The organism is Actinopolyspora xinjiangensis, from assembly GCF_900104475.1.
Taxonomy (GTDB): Bacteria; Actinomycetota; Actinomycetes; order Mycobacteriales; family Pseudonocardiaceae; genus Actinopolyspora; species Actinopolyspora xinjiangensis.
On sequence record NZ_FNJR01000008.1, the window covers coordinates 82,940 to 96,230 of the forward strand.

14 protein-coding genes are annotated in these 13,291 nt (G+C 69.2%); 5 read left to right on the top strand and 9 right to left on the bottom strand.

Annotated features, from left to right (window positions below; all coding sequences use genetic code 11):
• Positions 1-31: 31 nt before the first annotated feature.
• From BLQ75_RS13400 to BLQ75_RS13420, 5 genes are all read right to left on the bottom strand, one after another.
• The gene (locus tag BLQ75_RS13400; protein WP_092602195.1) at positions 32-1,312 is read right to left on the bottom strand and encodes a M16 family metallopeptidase; all 1,281 of its coding nucleotides are present in this window, start codon (positions 1,310-1,312) and stop codon (positions 32-34) included.
• Positions 1,309-2,565, bottom strand: a complete 1,257-nt coding sequence (locus BLQ75_RS13405; RefSeq protein ID WP_170837474.1) for a M16 family metallopeptidase — start codon at positions 2,563-2,565, stop codon at positions 1,309-1,311. Before BLQ75_RS13405 ends, BLQ75_RS13400 begins: the two co-directional genes overlap by 4 nt.
• Positions 2,566-2,570: 5 nt before the next feature.
• On the bottom strand, positions 2,571-3,206 hold the full coding sequence (locus BLQ75_RS13410) for a GPP34 family phosphoprotein (protein ID WP_092602199.1): 636 nt from the start codon (positions 3,204-3,206) through the stop codon (positions 2,571-2,573).
• A 79-nt stretch (positions 3,207-3,285) separates the two neighbouring features.
• A complete protein-coding gene (locus tag BLQ75_RS13415; protein ID WP_092602201.1) occupies positions 3,286-3,774 on the bottom strand; it encodes a hypothetical protein in 489 nt (162 codons plus the stop codon).
• Positions 3,771-4,067, bottom strand: a complete 297-nt coding sequence (locus BLQ75_RS13420) for a helix-turn-helix transcriptional regulator (protein ID WP_092602203.1) — start codon at positions 4,065-4,067, stop codon at positions 3,771-3,773. The genes BLQ75_RS13415 and BLQ75_RS13420 overlap by 4 nt, the downstream gene beginning before the upstream one ends.
• Positions 4,068-4,213: 146 nt before the next feature.
• Here BLQ75_RS13420 and BLQ75_RS13425 point away from each other — a divergent pair, with 146 nt between their 5' ends.
• The 5 genes from BLQ75_RS13425 to BLQ75_RS13445 all read left to right on the top strand — a co-directional run bounded on the left by BLQ75_RS13425 (position 4,214) and on the right by BLQ75_RS13445 (position 9,005).
• Positions 4,214-5,143: an ABC transporter ATP-binding protein gene (locus tag BLQ75_RS13425; RefSeq protein WP_092602205.1), complete on the top strand. Its 930-nt coding sequence runs from the start codon at positions 4,214-4,216 to the stop codon at positions 5,141-5,143.
• A 110-nt stretch (positions 5,144-5,253) separates the two neighbouring features.
• A complete protein-coding gene (locus BLQ75_RS13430; protein WP_170837475.1) occupies positions 5,254-6,396 on the top strand; it encodes an ABC transporter permease in 1,143 nt (380 codons plus the stop codon).
• Positions 6,397-6,509: 113 nt separating this feature from the next.
• Complete coding sequence (locus BLQ75_RS13435; protein ID WP_170837476.1) at positions 6,510-7,478, top strand: LLM class flavin-dependent oxidoreductase; 969 nt, start codon at positions 6,510-6,512, stop codon at positions 7,476-7,478.
• Positions 7,475-8,110 (top strand): flavoprotein, encoded by a 636-nt coding sequence (locus BLQ75_RS13440; RefSeq protein WP_170837477.1) that lies wholly within the window; start codon positions 7,475-7,477, stop codon positions 8,108-8,110. Before BLQ75_RS13435 ends, BLQ75_RS13440 begins: the two co-directional genes overlap by 4 nt.
• On the top strand, positions 8,103-9,005 hold the full coding sequence (locus BLQ75_RS13445) for a hypothetical protein (RefSeq protein ID WP_092602213.1): 903 nt from the start codon (positions 8,103-8,105) through the stop codon (positions 9,003-9,005). Before BLQ75_RS13440 ends, BLQ75_RS13445 begins: the two co-directional genes overlap by 8 nt.
• A gap of 36 nt (positions 9,006-9,041) precedes the next feature.
• Here the strand turns inward: BLQ75_RS13445 and BLQ75_RS13450 are convergent, their stop codons facing one another.
• From BLQ75_RS13450 to lxmK, 4 genes are read right to left on the bottom strand one after another with little or no spacing between them, the layout of a single operon-like run.
• On the bottom strand, positions 9,042-9,785 hold the full coding sequence (locus BLQ75_RS13450) for a response regulator (protein ID WP_244515522.1): 744 nt from the start codon (positions 9,783-9,785) through the stop codon (positions 9,042-9,044).
• 7 nt (positions 9,786-9,792) lie between these two features.
• Complete coding sequence (locus BLQ75_RS13455) at positions 9,793-10,644, bottom strand: class I SAM-dependent methyltransferase (RefSeq protein ID WP_092602217.1); 852 nt, start codon at positions 10,642-10,644, stop codon at positions 9,793-9,795.
• Between the two features lie 45 nt (positions 10,645-10,689).
• Positions 10,690-11,667, bottom strand: a complete 978-nt coding sequence (locus BLQ75_RS13460) for a T3SS effector HopA1 family protein (protein WP_092602219.1) — start codon at positions 11,665-11,667, stop codon at positions 10,690-10,692.
• Complete coding sequence (gene lxmK, locus BLQ75_RS13465) at positions 11,664-12,854, bottom strand: class V lanthionine synthetase subunit LxmK (RefSeq protein ID WP_092602221.1); 1,191 nt, start codon at positions 12,852-12,854, stop codon at positions 11,664-11,666. The genes BLQ75_RS13460 and lxmK overlap by 4 nt, the downstream gene beginning before the upstream one ends.
• Positions 12,855-13,291 lie beyond the last annotated feature (437 nt).

Genomic DNA, 13,291 nt, shown 5'->3' on the forward strand with positions numbered 1-13,291 from the left:
TCGGATGCCCCTCCAGAGGCGTCGCCGCTGGTCACGATGGCCGTGCGACCACCTCGACCCGCCGTTCAGAACCGAGGTAGCGGCGACCCGCCGCCGCTACCTCGGCAGGCTGGAGGTCGGCCGCGGCATCGGCGTGGCGTTCCCACATGCCGAGGGTCTCACCACCGAACACCACCGACGCGGCGGCGCCCGCGAGGGCCGATGGAGTCGACAGCCCCACGGTGACGGCGTTGGTGGAGTAACGCACCGCGGCTTTCAGCTCCTCCGCTTCCGGACCACGACGACACAGCTCGTCGACGGTCTCGGTGACGATGCCGCGCACCGCTTCGATCCGGTCTGCGGGACACTCGAGGGACACGACCAGGGTGGCGGCATCGGCGAGCACCTCGAACCCTCCGGTTACCCCGTACACGTCACCCCGACGCTCGCGGAGTTCCTGGTTGAGACGCGAACCGAAGTATCCGCTCAGGCACATGCTGAGCTGTTGCAACGCCGGGTGGTCCGGGTGCTGGCGCACCGGAGCGGGAGATCCCAGCCGCAGCGAGGCGATCGGCTCGTCGGATGGGAGCCGAAGGACGGTTCGTGTCCCACCCTGGGGAGCGGCCTCATGATCGTCCGGTCGAGCCGCGGATCGACACAACGTCCGGGATGCACGTGTGACCGGTTCCGCGAGCCGGGGCCAGACCACGTCCCAGTGCCGGCCCCGGTCGGTGCCGAGGTCTCCTACGACCACCACCGTGGCTCCGTCGAGTGTCAGCACATCGGCGGCGACCCGGCACATCTCCGCCGCCTCCGGGGCCTCGGCGAGCACCCCGGTGAAGTCGTCCGTCGAATGGACGGTACGCGCGTAAGGGTGGTCCGCTCCCCAGCGGAGGCGGGCGAGACTCGGCTGCAGCAACACCTCGCGGTGTCCCGCTACCTGAGCGAATCGGGTGGCCTCGGCACGAAACACGTCAGCCACGGCCTCGTCGGTGTAGTCGGGTCGGACCAATCGCCCGAACAGCTCCGACAGCGCCCAGTCGAGTTGGGCGGAAGGCACGGTCGCGGTGAGGTGGAACCGATCGACCGCCGTGCCGCCGGTGATGCTGCCGCCCCTGCGCAGCACCCGCTCGTCGTGACCGGCCAGGTTCCGGTCTTCCGGACCGAGCGGCAGCAGGCGTCCCAGCAACTGGGTCAGCGCCGCTTCTCGACGGGAGTGACGGACCAGGGGAAGTACTACGCGTATCTCCGTGAAGGTGGCTCCGGGCCAGTCGACGGCGACCAGATCGGTGCCGTCCTGGGTGCGTTCCTGTCGGTGCGCCGGCAGTCTCATGTCGCGTCCGCTTCCGATGGCAGGACCAGAATCGATCCGACGGCTTGCCCGAGGAGGTGCTCGGCCGCCGCGCCTAGGAGGTCGCGGTCCAGGGCGCGGGCGGGGTCGACGGTGTGGTCGAAGAGAGGGTCCCCGAACAGGAGCTGAGTCGCGCCCAGCCGCCGGGCGCGGTGTGCGGGACGTTCGGCGCGCTGGTACTGCCACAGCCGCAGCCGCGCCGGGGCGGTTTCCAGCACGGCTGGACGCGGTCTCCCATCACGCCAGGGCGCGAGGAGTTCGCGCACCATCTCGATGAGCTGGTCCCCGCCAACCCCGTGGCGCGGATGGGTGGAGAGCACCAGGGGATCCGGGGAGCGCGCGTCGGCGGGCGTGCCGAACCAGCCGGAACGCGCGGTGATTCCGGCGGCGGGGTCGTGGACGGGCAACAGCGTCGCCAAAGCGGTGCATGCCGCGAACACGAGGGGGTTTCGTCGTGGGTCCGGCAGCCGGAAACCGACCGCCCACACCGGCTCCGGGATGTTGCGGGCCCGGACCACCTCGTGCCGGTCCCGCTGTCGGGGCGGTTCCGAGACGTCGATCTCCCCTTCGTCGCTGTCGGGGCTGGCCGGGATCGCGCTCAGCGACTCGCGCGCCGCCGCGAGAGCGGAAGGCCTGAGATCCCCTTCGAGCGTGACGACTATCCGGTGGGGCGCGTACCAGGTCGCGAAGAACCGCGCGGCGTGCCCGGGTGTCACCGTGGCCAGGGTGTCGAGATCACCGTAGCCGTCGTGAATGTTGGGGTGAGTGGAGTACATGGTCGGAGGGAGGAAACGCCAGGGAAAGCCCCCGTAGGGCGTGGCACCGACCTGTTCGAGCTCGGCCCGGATCACACCGAGCTGGGTGCGCAGCGTCTCCGGGTCGAGCCGGGGCTCCGACAGGCGATCGGCTTCGAGTCCCACCACCTCGCCGAGCGCGTGAGCGGGTACGACGTCGAACAGCTCCGTGTAGTCGTGCCGGGTGTGCCCCCCGACTCGGCCGCCGACGCTTTCGACCGCCGCGAAGTGACCGCCGGGGGCGACGTTGGCACTGCCACCGAACATCAGGTGTTCGAAGAAGTGGGCCATGCCGGAGTAGTCGGCCGGTTCGGATCGGAATCCCACCCCGACATGGACGGCGACTGTGGCCACCCCGGTGGTAACGGCCGGAGCGGTGACGAGCGTGAGCCCGTTCGACAGGATCTCGACACTCGGGGTGGCGCGGTCCGAATAGCTCACTTGACTCACCCGTCGGTGATGCTCGTGTAGATCGCGTAGCCTACGGCGACATCGATGACCCGGGTCGCTGTTCGCGGCACCGGTGTCCGCTCCGCCCGCTCGGCGAGTTCCTGGAGCCGGGCTCGCTGGCCGCTGTCGAACTCGTGGCGCGAGTGGAGACGAGCCTTCACCAACAGGCGGGCCAGAGCCGGCAGCCGGGGGTCGCTCTCGGCGTCCGGGCCGCACAGCGCGTCGGTCAGGGCCTGTTTGACCTCGGGATCGACCTCGTGCCGGTCGTAGCCGAACAACCCCAGCAGCTTGCCACGGTCGTAGTTGAGGACACCGGCGGTGGCGGCCGCGTTCTGCTGCACGGCCAGCGCCTCGCGGCGCTGTTTGATCCAGGAGGCCACACCGACGGGGTGACCGGCCAGTGCGCTGGTCACTTCGGTCACCCAGTCGCGTTCTCCGACGGCGGGCGCGTCCACGATGACCCGCTCGTCCTCGATGTGGGCGTGTCCCGCCACCACGAGCTCGGCTAGCTCGGCGGTGGCGGTGAGTGCCTGGGGGCGGGCGGTCTCGAACGGCCGACCGTTGTCGGCGTGCAGGAAGGCCATGAGGGCCTCGGGCAGAGTCAGGGACGAGACGAGGTGGTGCGTGGTCATGTCGACCTCTCCTTCGTGATTGCCGATAGCCCCCTCGGGGCAGGGCCGGACGCGGAGCCGCCCGGGCGAGGAGTCCCACTCAGCTCTGGAGGAGATCCTGGTCGGTCGGGTCGGCGTCCTCCACCGGATCGACGGCGTCACGCAGCCGCCAGGCGAGGAAGAACGAGGGACCGGCCGCCGCGGGCAGGAACGCGGCCAACATGAGTTCGTGGGACTGCAGGAGCAACGCGTCGTGCCCCCGCTCGGTGAACGCCGCGACGACCGAGGGTCCGAGGTAGAGCACGAGCGCCCCGCCGAGCGCGGCGTAGTACCCGAAGGTACGGGCCTGGTTGCGCTGGGTCAGCTCGTACTCGTCGATCTCGCTCGCACGCCGTTCGGCGATGTCGCGGGTGAGTATCCGGCAGAAGATCCACGTCGCGATGACGAGGCCGAGACTGAGGCCCCATACCCAGGAGTGCGTCCGTGACGCTATCGAGGCGCCAGTGAACACCACCCAGGACAGCAGGCCGACCGCCACTGCGGCCATGGCCCAGTGACGGGACGGGTGCGGGCGCGCGGTGCGGCTCATACCTGGTCTCCTCTCGTGGCACCGGTGTCGGGACGGCCGTAGGCCGCGGTGATCGACTGGAACGGTTCTCGACTGAATACCGCCTCGATGGGCAGGCCGAACACGTCACAGATGCTCATGGCGAGCAACAGGCTGGGGTAGTGATCGCCCCGCTCCAGCGCACCGATGGTCTGCCTGTTCACACCGACGTGCTCGGCGAGAGCGGCGCGACTCATTCCCACCTCGGCGCGGACAACGGCGACGCGGTTGTAGATGCGCCGACCTTCGTCATCCCGACGGGCACTGCGAGCCATACGGCTAGTTTATGCAACAGAGGACCGAAAAAGCAAGCATCTTGACAGAAGAACCTGAAAAGATGTTGTGTTAACCCAACAGCTTGTTTAGCGTACACGACAAGACGGGCCGTACCGCCCGTCGCCGGCGATCCAGAAGGAGAACCGTGCTGGCCCTCGAACACCTCCGCAAGAGCTACGGGACCCGCCCGGTCCTGCATGACGTGAGCCTGCCGGTGGAACGCGGCGAGATCCTGGGTTTCGTCGGCGGCAACGGTGCGGGCAAGACCACCTCGATGCGCATCGTTCTCGGTGTCACCGAAGCGGACAGCGGGCGAGTACTGCTCGACGGCGAGCCCGTGGACGACGGCATCCGCTCCCGGATGGGATACATGCCCGAGGAACGCGGCCTCTACGACACCATGCGGGTGGAGCACCAGCTGCGATTCTTCGCCGAGCTGCGCGGGCTCACCCGTGGCGACGCCCGGCGCGCGGCGGCGTACTGGCTCGAGGTTCTCGGGCTGAGCCAGCGTCGACAAAGCCGCTTGCAGGAGCTGAGCCTCGGCAACCAGCAGCGGGTCCAACTCGCGGCAGCTCTGGTGCACGCCCCGGACACACTCGTGCTCGACGAACCGTTCTCCGGTCTCGACCCGCTCGCCGTCGACGTCATGTCACGAGTCCTGCGCGAGGAGGCCGACCGCGGCGTGCCGGTCATCTTCTCCAGCCACCAGCTCGACCTAGTGGAGCGGGTGTGCGATCGGGTCGCCGTCCTGCGCCAGGGCTCGCTGTTGGCCCACGGGACCGTGGCCGAGCTCACCGACGAAGCGCAGCCACGTTACCTGGTACGCAGCGACGCCGATTCCCGGTTGTGGAGCGCTGAGCTGGACTCCGCTGCGCGCGACACGCTGGAGCCCGCGCCCGACGGCGGGGTGATCGTCTCGCTGGCCGGAACTCCCGAGGGGCCCGACCACCTCGCCGATGCCGTGCGGCGCCACGGCTCGCTGCTGGAACTGCGCCCCTGGCGCCCCTCCCTCTTCGAGATCTACCGCTCCGTCGTCGACCCGCATCCCGCCGACCAGGAGGAATCCACCGCATGAGCCTGCCCACCAGCACCGGAACCACCCGCACGTCCGCCCCCTCCCCCCCGAAGCGGCCGCGGGTCGAGCCCGAGCCCCGGCGCGTTCGCGGCCTCGGCGGGGTATGGATCATGCTCCGACGCGAGCTCGCCACCAAACTGTGGACCAGTGCGTTCGCGCTCAGTACCGCGCTCTTCGCGCTGCTGGCGTTCGCCGTCCCCCTGCTCAGCGGTGAGAACGACGACCCTCCCACTCTGGCTCACACCGACGCGACAAGTGCTCTCGCCACCACAGCCGCCGGGCTCGACGACCAGCTCACCCTCAAGGAGACGGCGAGCGGAAGCGACGGTCGCACGCTGCTCTCCAACGGCGAGGCCGACGCCGTGCTGGTGCCGGGCGAAGGGGACCGGGAAGGTTTCCGAGTGCTGGTCGAGGACTCGCTCGACCAGCAGCTGGCTACCACGCTACGGAGCGCGCTGCGCGACCAAGCTCTGCGCCAGGCGGCAGCGGAGAACGGTGTCGACGCCGATGCGCTCGCCCGGGATCTGCGTACCGCCTCCCTGTCCGTGGTCACCACCGGGGAGAAGATCGACATGACCGGCGTGCTGACCGGACTCAGCTTCGCGGCCGGAGCCTTGCTCATCATCCTGTTGTGGGGAATTCCGCTGGCAACCGATGTGATGCAGGAGAAAGCCTCCCGCGTCGTGGAGATCCTGCTGACCAGTGTGCGCCCCTGGCAGCTGCTGGCGGGCAAGGTCGTGGCCATCACACTCATCGGGCTCGTGCAGCTCATCGTCATCCTCGGCTCCGCGATCGCCGGGATCGCGCTGGGCGGCCAGCTACCCGATCTGGACGGCACTTCGGCCGGGGTGGTCGCGGTCGGTGCTGTGTGCCTGGTGTTCAGCATAGTCACGTGCGGCACGCTGATGGCCGGTCTCGCCGCTCGCGTCGAACGCCAGGAGGACCTCAACAGCGCCCTCCAGCCCGCCATGGCGGCGACGCTGCTACCGATGGCGGCGGCGTTCTACCTCGTGTTCGACTCCACCGACAGCCGCTTGCTCGACGCCGCCTCGATGGCCCCGGTGTTCAACATGTTCGTACTCCCCCCTCGACTCGCGATCGAGAGCGTCCCGATCTGGCAGCTAACCACCTCCTTCGCGGTCGCGCTGCTCACCGTCGCCGCGGCCTTCTGGATCGCGGGCCGGATCTACTCCGGATCCGTGCTGCGCTCCGGTGGCAGCGTCCCGTTGCACGAAGCGGTGCGGAACCGATGAACGCCCCGGAGACAACTCACCCCGACAACCCCACTTCGTCGTCAACGGACCGCGACCGCCGCGTGGGGCGAGCGGATCCGGTCGGAGAGGACTTACCCATGGACCCTCGCCCGGTGCGCAGATCCGACTGCTCGGTGATATATCCGAGCTCACCCGTCGATCCCGTCGAACTCAAGACCTTCTCCTCCTTCGTCGAGCTCGCCGGGATGCACCGGTTCTACTGCGGCCAGGGCATGATCTTCGAGCCGCACACCGCGTTCGCACGGCTGATCGCGCAAGGCAACACCACACCGCTGGGCACGGCCGTGAACCTGATGCCGCTTCGGCACCCGGTCACGGCCGCCATGCACGCTCGGGAGCTCGCGGTCTTCTCCAAGGCGCCGTACGTCGCCGGGCTCGGTCTCGGGTCGCGGCAGTTCAACGAAGCGATGACCGGCAGCTGGCCCGCGAGTCCGCTCACCTACGTCCGCGAGTACGCCACGATCGTGCGCGACTTGGTCAGCGGGAAGAAAGTCGATCACCAGGGGCGCTACTTCTCGGTACGAGCGAAGCTGAACCCGGATCTCGACTACCGAGTGGACCTCGGGCTCGGCGTGCTGCGGCCCCGGATGACCGAGCTGGCCGGGGAACTCGCCGACGTAGCCATCTCCTGGCTCACCCCGCCGGAGTACTGCGCCGAGCGACTGCTGCCCGCGCTGGCTCGCGGTGCTGCCGGGCGCGAGAGTCCGCCCCGGCTGGCAACCGTGGTCAACGTCGCTCTCGACCGCCCCGGCCGCGACCCGGTGGAACTGGCCCTCGCCGGGCTCGGCGGTCACCTGGCAGCGCCCCATTACGGCGATACGCTCAAGCGGGCGGGTTATAACGTGATCATCGGCGACCGCGACCACAACGCCGCTGAAATCGTACGCGAGGGCCTGTACGTCTACGGTTCCGCGACAGAGATCGCCGAGCGGCTGTCGCACTGGCTCCGGGCCGGGGTCACCGAGATCCTGCTCAACGTCAGCGGTGTGTATTTCCAGCACGGCCCCGTCGAGGCGTTGCAGGACCTGCAAGAGATCACCGACGCATTGGACGAGCAGTGAGTGATCCGACCGAGAACGCGGCGAGCGAATTCGCCGAGATACTCGCGACCCTCGAAGGACGACGGGTCGTCGTGGTGGTGACCGGCTCGCTCAGCGCGGCCTACCTGCCCTACTGGCTGGGATTCGTCAACAGGCTGCCGCATCCGCCACAGCTGCGGGTGCGGCTCACCCGCACCGCCACGAGCATGGTCGGCACGGCCGCGGTCACCGCGCTACTGGGCAGGCCGACCGAACTCGATTCCTGGGACGATGCGGCATCGGGCAGCACCGCCCACGTCGAGCTCGCCGAGTGGGCCGACGCATTCCTCGTGCACCCGTGCACCTTCTCCTACCTCGGCCGCGTCGCGAACGGCCTGGCCGACACGCCGACCCAACTCGCGCTGCAGTGCACGACCTCACCAGTGGTACTGTGCCCCGCTCTGCCGCCCGGCACTCTCGATGCCCCCGCCTACAAAGAGCACCTGGAGCGTCTCACCGGGCGGCCCGATGTGACCGTTCTCGACCCGGGAACCGGAGTCAGCACGGCAACCGGACGTCGGGAGGGTCTCCCACCCGCGCCTTTCCCGGTGGGCCTGGCATCCGTGGCCACCGCTCTCACATCGAAGTCGCCGCGGGAGGCCACGGATGACTGAGTCGGTCGAGCAGGACGACGAGGTACTGCGGACCACCGAGACGGGCTACCTGCGCACCGTCACGATTCGTAGGCCCGACGGTCGAACAGTGCTGCGCCGGGAGCCGGGACGGTTGCGAACCCCCGGCCCCGGCCTGGTTCCCGCGATGTCACGCGTGGCCGAGGTGACCAGGCCCGGCGTGGATTGGGCCCTGCCCCGGGCGCACGGGTCCGCGCTGTACTTCGACGTGCCGGGGCAGGCGTCCTGGGCGACGCTGCTCCTCGCCGGTATGCCCACCGCGGCCTTGGCCCGGATGGTGAGCCCCTTGGGGCCGGCCCTCGCCGGGGTCCACGATCTCGGCGCCGCCGCCGGGCGGGAGCCCACGGGATTGCGCCGTCTCACCTCCTGGCTCCTGGAGGGCACGGGGCCCGGGGCCGCGGCCCGGTTGCACGCCCAACTCCTCGATGAGCCGGAGCTGCGGGAACTGCTGCTGGACGGAGCGCGCCGGCTGCGCTCGGCTCCCGCGACGCTCGTGCTCGGCGCGCCCGGAGGCAACGCGCTCTACCCCGCCCCGAGCGGGGAAAGCACGACCGTGCTGGTCACCGATGAGCTCGCTGACGCGCCACCGGAATGGGACCTCGGTTGGCTGCTGGGTGAATCGCTCGAACTCGCCAACACCCCGTTCGCGGCCTCCGAACCCCAGTCTCTCGACGGTCACCCTGTCGCCGAGACGGTACTGGCAGGTTACGACGGTCCAATCGATCGTTCCCTGCTCGCCAGGGCAGCCGTGCTGCGCTGGGCGATCCACCTGCACGACTACGCGGCCTACGTGGACTGGCCCGACAACGCCGCGATGCGGTTCGAACGGCTCGCCGCGCTGGCCCGCGATCCCGGGCTCGTACTCACGGGGGCCTGAGCCGTTCCGGCGGGAGGCGACGGGAACCGCCCGGCATCAGCCCCCTTCTCCCGGCCGCACCAAACCGCTCTCGTAAGCCAGGGACACGGCCTGCACGCGGTCGCGCACGCCGGTCTTGCTCAGGATGTGGGAAACATGGCTCTTGGCGGTGTACTCGCTGACGACGAGTTCCTCCGCGATCTCGGCATTGGACAGACCGCGAGCTACCAGGCTGAGCACATCTCGTTCCCGCTCGCTCAGGCAGCCGACGAGCTGCGGCTGAAACGTGCCTCCCGTCGCGCGTGACGTGAAGTGTCGCAGCACCGTCCGGGTGACCTCGGGCGACATCAACGCGCGACCGTCGTGCACGGTACGCACGGCGTGAACGAGTGTCTCACCGTCGCTCGCCTTGAGGAGATAGGCGCTGGCGCCTGCCTGCAACGCCGGGAAGACGCACTCCTCGGAGTCGAAGGTGGCCAGCATGACCACCTTCGACTCGGTCTCCGCGACGATCCGACGGGTGGCCTCGATGCCGTCCACGGAGCCGGGCATCAGGATGTCCATCAACACGACGTCGGGCCGCAGCTCATGCGCGACGTCGATCGCGGTTCGGCCGTCGCTCGCCTGACCCGCGACGGTCAGGTCGGGCTCGCTGTCGACGATCATGGCCACACCGCTGCGCACGAGGTCCTGGTCATCGACGATCAGCACCGAGATGGGGGCCGGCTCCAGCACCGCCTCGGTCTCTTCGGTGGGTGTGGAAACGGTCATGACGGTTGGCACCGCTGATGCTCTGGCCATGGTGTGCTTACTCCTGGCTCGGGGTCGTGTCCGGATCGGCCACTCGATAGCGCGAGACGTGACTGAGACTGCCCGCGTTCCAGGAAGTGCCCGCCCAGTCCGCGGAGCGTTCGACCAGTTCGAGCCCGGCCAGACGAGCCATGAGATCCAACTCGGCGGGAAAGGCGTAGCGCACGATTTCCTTGACCGTCTCGTGCCGACCGGAGTCGATCGTCGTGTGGCTGACCACGATCAACTGCATGGTGCGTTCGACGATGGTGGTGTCGATCATCAACGAACCGTCGGGGAACGGGTGCGTCTCGGTTCGTGTTCCCTGCTGGGCGTGATAGTCGCGCGGGTCGAAGGCCTCGATGACGATGTCTCCGCCGGGGGCGACCTGTTCGCGCATCAACCGCATCGTCCGCAGTTGGGACTCGAGGGTGCGTGCCACGAAGAACGTGGACAGCGGCACGTACACCACGTCGAAGGTCTCGCCCGTGCTCTCACTGGTGAAGTCGAGCCTGCGAGTCCGGATTCCGCTGTCCGGATGGAGCTCGTGCAGCTTGTCCAGCATCCGCTGCGAAGCGTCGACCCCGGTGAGCTGGACGCCCGCTGCCGCGGTGAAGGCACCGACGCGCCCGGTGCCGATTCCCAGCTCCAGCGCCGTGCCCCCGGGGCCCGCGAGTCGGGCGACGTATTCACCCGCGGCCTTGGCAGCCGGGGTGACCGGGTACATGTAGTCGTAGACGTCCGCCAACCCGTCGCCGTAGGTGTGTTCCCCGAACTCCCCGGAAGCGGACCGTCCGGTGTGGTCATGGCGCTGGTTCCCCGGCTCCGTGGGCCGCTGTGTGTCGTCCGTGTGCTGAGTGGCGGTCGTCATGAGCACGTCCTTCCTGGGAGAGGAACTCGGAAGCGTTGGTGTCGGTCAGCTGTGATCGAAGTTGTCGTCCCCGGTGGGAACCGCGTTGAACGCGAAGGTGTCGGGATCGACACCGGCTCGCGCGCACTCCGCCGTGAGCAGCTCGTCGAATCCGGGCCCGGGGTCTTCGGCGTGCCGGACCAGAGCGTTGGCCACCACGGTGCAACGGTGCTCGCCGAAACTGAGTTCGCGGTACTGCGGCCTCGGGTCCCGGGGTTCGTCGGCGACGGCGACACCGTCCGCGATGCGGTGGGCGAATGTCGAGACCTCGTCGAGGATTCCGGGCATCCCCGCCACCGCTTCGGCGACGTCGTGGGCCAGGTCCGCGTCGTTCCGCTCGAGGTAGACGACCAGGGCGTCACGTCGGGGGTAGCCCTCCCGGTGGGACAGCACCTTGGATCGGTAACGGACGCCGAGGTCGTTGAGTACCCGAAGGGCCTCCCGCCACACGGGGCCTGCCGACTCCGGGTCGGCGAGATGGATGTAAATCCGTCGGAGACCGGTGGCGCTCCCGCGGGTCGAGCCCCGCGGACCGTCCACCAGATAGAAGCCGCGAGAGAGGCCGGGCCTGGATGCGGGCAGGGCCAGTTCGGCGACCGATCCGCTCGCGGCGTCCTCGGGCAGCAGCTCCTCCGGCACCCGAACCCGGACATCACCGAGATCGACCACGGCGCCGTCGTCCTCACGCCGCAGCACGTGGGCACGCCGGGGCGTCGTGTCATGTGGCTGGTTGTCGGCAAACGTCTCCTCGACGTCCTCCTCGCGCAGAATACGGCCGAGATCCTTCTCCTCGGCGCGGCCCATGTGCAGGACCTCGTACATGGCACCGACCAGACGAGGCCGCAGCTTGGCAGGAGATCCCCCCTCCACGTCGCGGAGGCCGACGGTGGCGGTCCAGTTCTCCGCGTCGACACGTACCTCGGACAGCGCCTCGAGGACGCGCTCGCGTGCTCCGGCGCCGGTAAGGATGATGGAGTTGTTCATGCGACGGGCTCCTCCGAGGCTGTGGGAAGGGCGGATGTCCGCCCGGACGGGGAAAGTTCGGCGTCCGAGAGACTCGGCAGTCCGAGAGCCGGGGCGGCATCGCCGGGGTTCAGCAGGGCCTGACGTCCGATGCCCGCGGCGGCCCAGTGCACCGCGGAGACGCGCGGGACGTATTCGGCTACCGCGAGGAGTCGGTCGAACATGTGCCACCCCGCGAAGCGGGCCGCGCGCCGCACGAACTCGGGAGTCGCGGTATCACCGCGCGCTGCCCAGTAGGACTCCCAGAACCGAGTGATCACGGGGCGCTGGCGGTCGAGCGCCGCGGTCCCGCCCGCGACGACATCCTCGTGGTCGAGTTCCAGCTCGGCCGCGGCGGCCCCGGCGGCGGCTCCCGCGGCTCCGGAGCGGTCGGTGACGATGTCGAGAGCGGCACGGTGCAGCCACTCGCCGACCATCGACCCCACGTCACGGGCAGGATCGCCGCGACGGAACTCCTCGATGTCCACGAGCCGCAGCACCTCGTCGTGCCCCAGGAGCAGCTGGTCGAGTCGGAAGTCGCCATGGATGGCTGTGGGGGTGGCCGCCGCCTCGTCACGCTGCAGCACGCGCAGCGCGTCCGCGACCTCCTCGTCGCGCTGCAGCCGGTTCCACACCCGCAGCACCGACGCGGATGCCTGCCGGTACAGCTTCCACGGCAAGGCGTCGAGGAAAGCGACCGGTGGCATGTGCAGGGGTTCGGTGCGTTCGGGGACCCGCTCGACGTCGAGCGCGTGAACGGCGGCGAGGATTCGGCCGAGGGCCCACGCGTGATCGGCGACGGAAGACCGGGCGGACTCCGCGTTCTCCGGCTCCTCGCGTGCGAGTTCGGCCAGACTGGACGCCCCGGCCACCGCCTCGTAGGCGAGGAACCCGTGCTCCCGGTCCGAAGCGAGCAGCGGAGCGGTGCCCAGCTCCGACCGGATGGTGGTGTTCTCACGCCGCAGCGTCTCGAACGCCGTGCACGCGGCGAACCTCTCCCGGCTCTCCGCGCCGCTGCCTCGGACGGTCTTGATGAACAAGGGGGTGTCCGTGGTGGTGACCACCAGGAAGTTCGCGTTGCGGCCGTTCTGCTCCTTGACGGTCTCCGGACGGACCCGACCCAGTTGGTGGGCGGTCAGGAACTCGTCGACACGGGAATCGATACGCATGTCTGTCCTAGGGGTCGGGGAGCTGTCGGGCGCAGCCTGCTCGCCCGTCGGTGCCACCACCTTCGCCCGCTCGCGGGCTCACGCGCATCGGCCGCCGGATCGACTTGTTGACGGCGGCAGCTCAATCAAACGAGTGAGAGCGCAGGAGTCGAGCTCCGTCTCGCGGAGGAGAAAAACCGCCGCGAGGACGAAGGGCACGCTCCAACAGCGCTCCATCGGGTACCGCGGGAGGGGGAGTGTTCGACCCGTCGGCGCGGGAAGCCCCGATCACACGTTTCGTCACCCGCGGCGCGGCCGATTAACCGCCCAGCTCGAAGTGCCCGTGCGGGGACCCTCGCGGTTCCAGCGGGAACTCCGCCCACCGGACACATCCGGTCACGGTGAACGATCAGCAGGACTCGGACAACGGATGTGCGGGTGTTCTCGGCGAAGTGCTC

What these genes read in the sequence shown, in the direction of transcription:
- BLQ75_RS13445 (WP_092602213.1), top strand. Translation starts at nt 8,103, where the DNA reads ATGACTGAGTCGGTCGAGCAGGACGACGAGGTACTGCGGACCACCGAG.
- BLQ75_RS13420 (WP_092602203.1), bottom strand. Translation starts at nt 4,067, where the DNA reads ATGGCTCGCAGTGCCCGTCGGGATGACGAAGGTCGGCGCATCTACAAC.
- BLQ75_RS13410 (WP_092602199.1), bottom strand. Translation starts at nt 3,206, where the DNA reads ATGACCACGCACCACCTCGTCTCGTCCCTGACTCTGCCCGAGGCCCTC.
- lxmK (WP_092602221.1), bottom strand. Translation starts at nt 12,854, where the DNA reads ATGCGTATCGATTCCCGTGTCGACGAGTTCCTGACCGCCCACCAACTG.
- BLQ75_RS13430 (WP_170837475.1), top strand. Translation starts at nt 5,254, where the DNA reads ATGCTCCGACGCGAGCTCGCCACCAAACTGTGGACCAGTGCGTTCGCG.
- BLQ75_RS13450 (WP_244515522.1), bottom strand. Translation starts at nt 9,785, where the DNA reads ATGGCCAGAGCATCAGCGGTGCCAACCGTCATGACCGTTTCCACACCC.
- BLQ75_RS13460 (WP_092602219.1), bottom strand. Translation starts at nt 11,667, where the DNA reads ATGAACAACTCCATCATCCTTACCGGCGCCGGAGCACGCGAGCGCGTC.
- BLQ75_RS13400 (WP_092602195.1), bottom strand. Translation starts at nt 1,312, where the DNA reads ATGAGACTGCCGGCGCACCGACAGGAACGCACCCAGGACGGCACCGAT.
- BLQ75_RS13455 (WP_092602217.1), bottom strand. Translation starts at nt 10,644, where the DNA reads ATGACGACCGCCACTCAGCACACGGACGACACACAGCGGCCCACGGAG.
- BLQ75_RS13415 (WP_092602201.1), bottom strand. Translation starts at nt 3,774, where the DNA reads ATGAGCCGCACCGCGCGCCCGCACCCGTCCCGTCACTGGGCCATGGCC.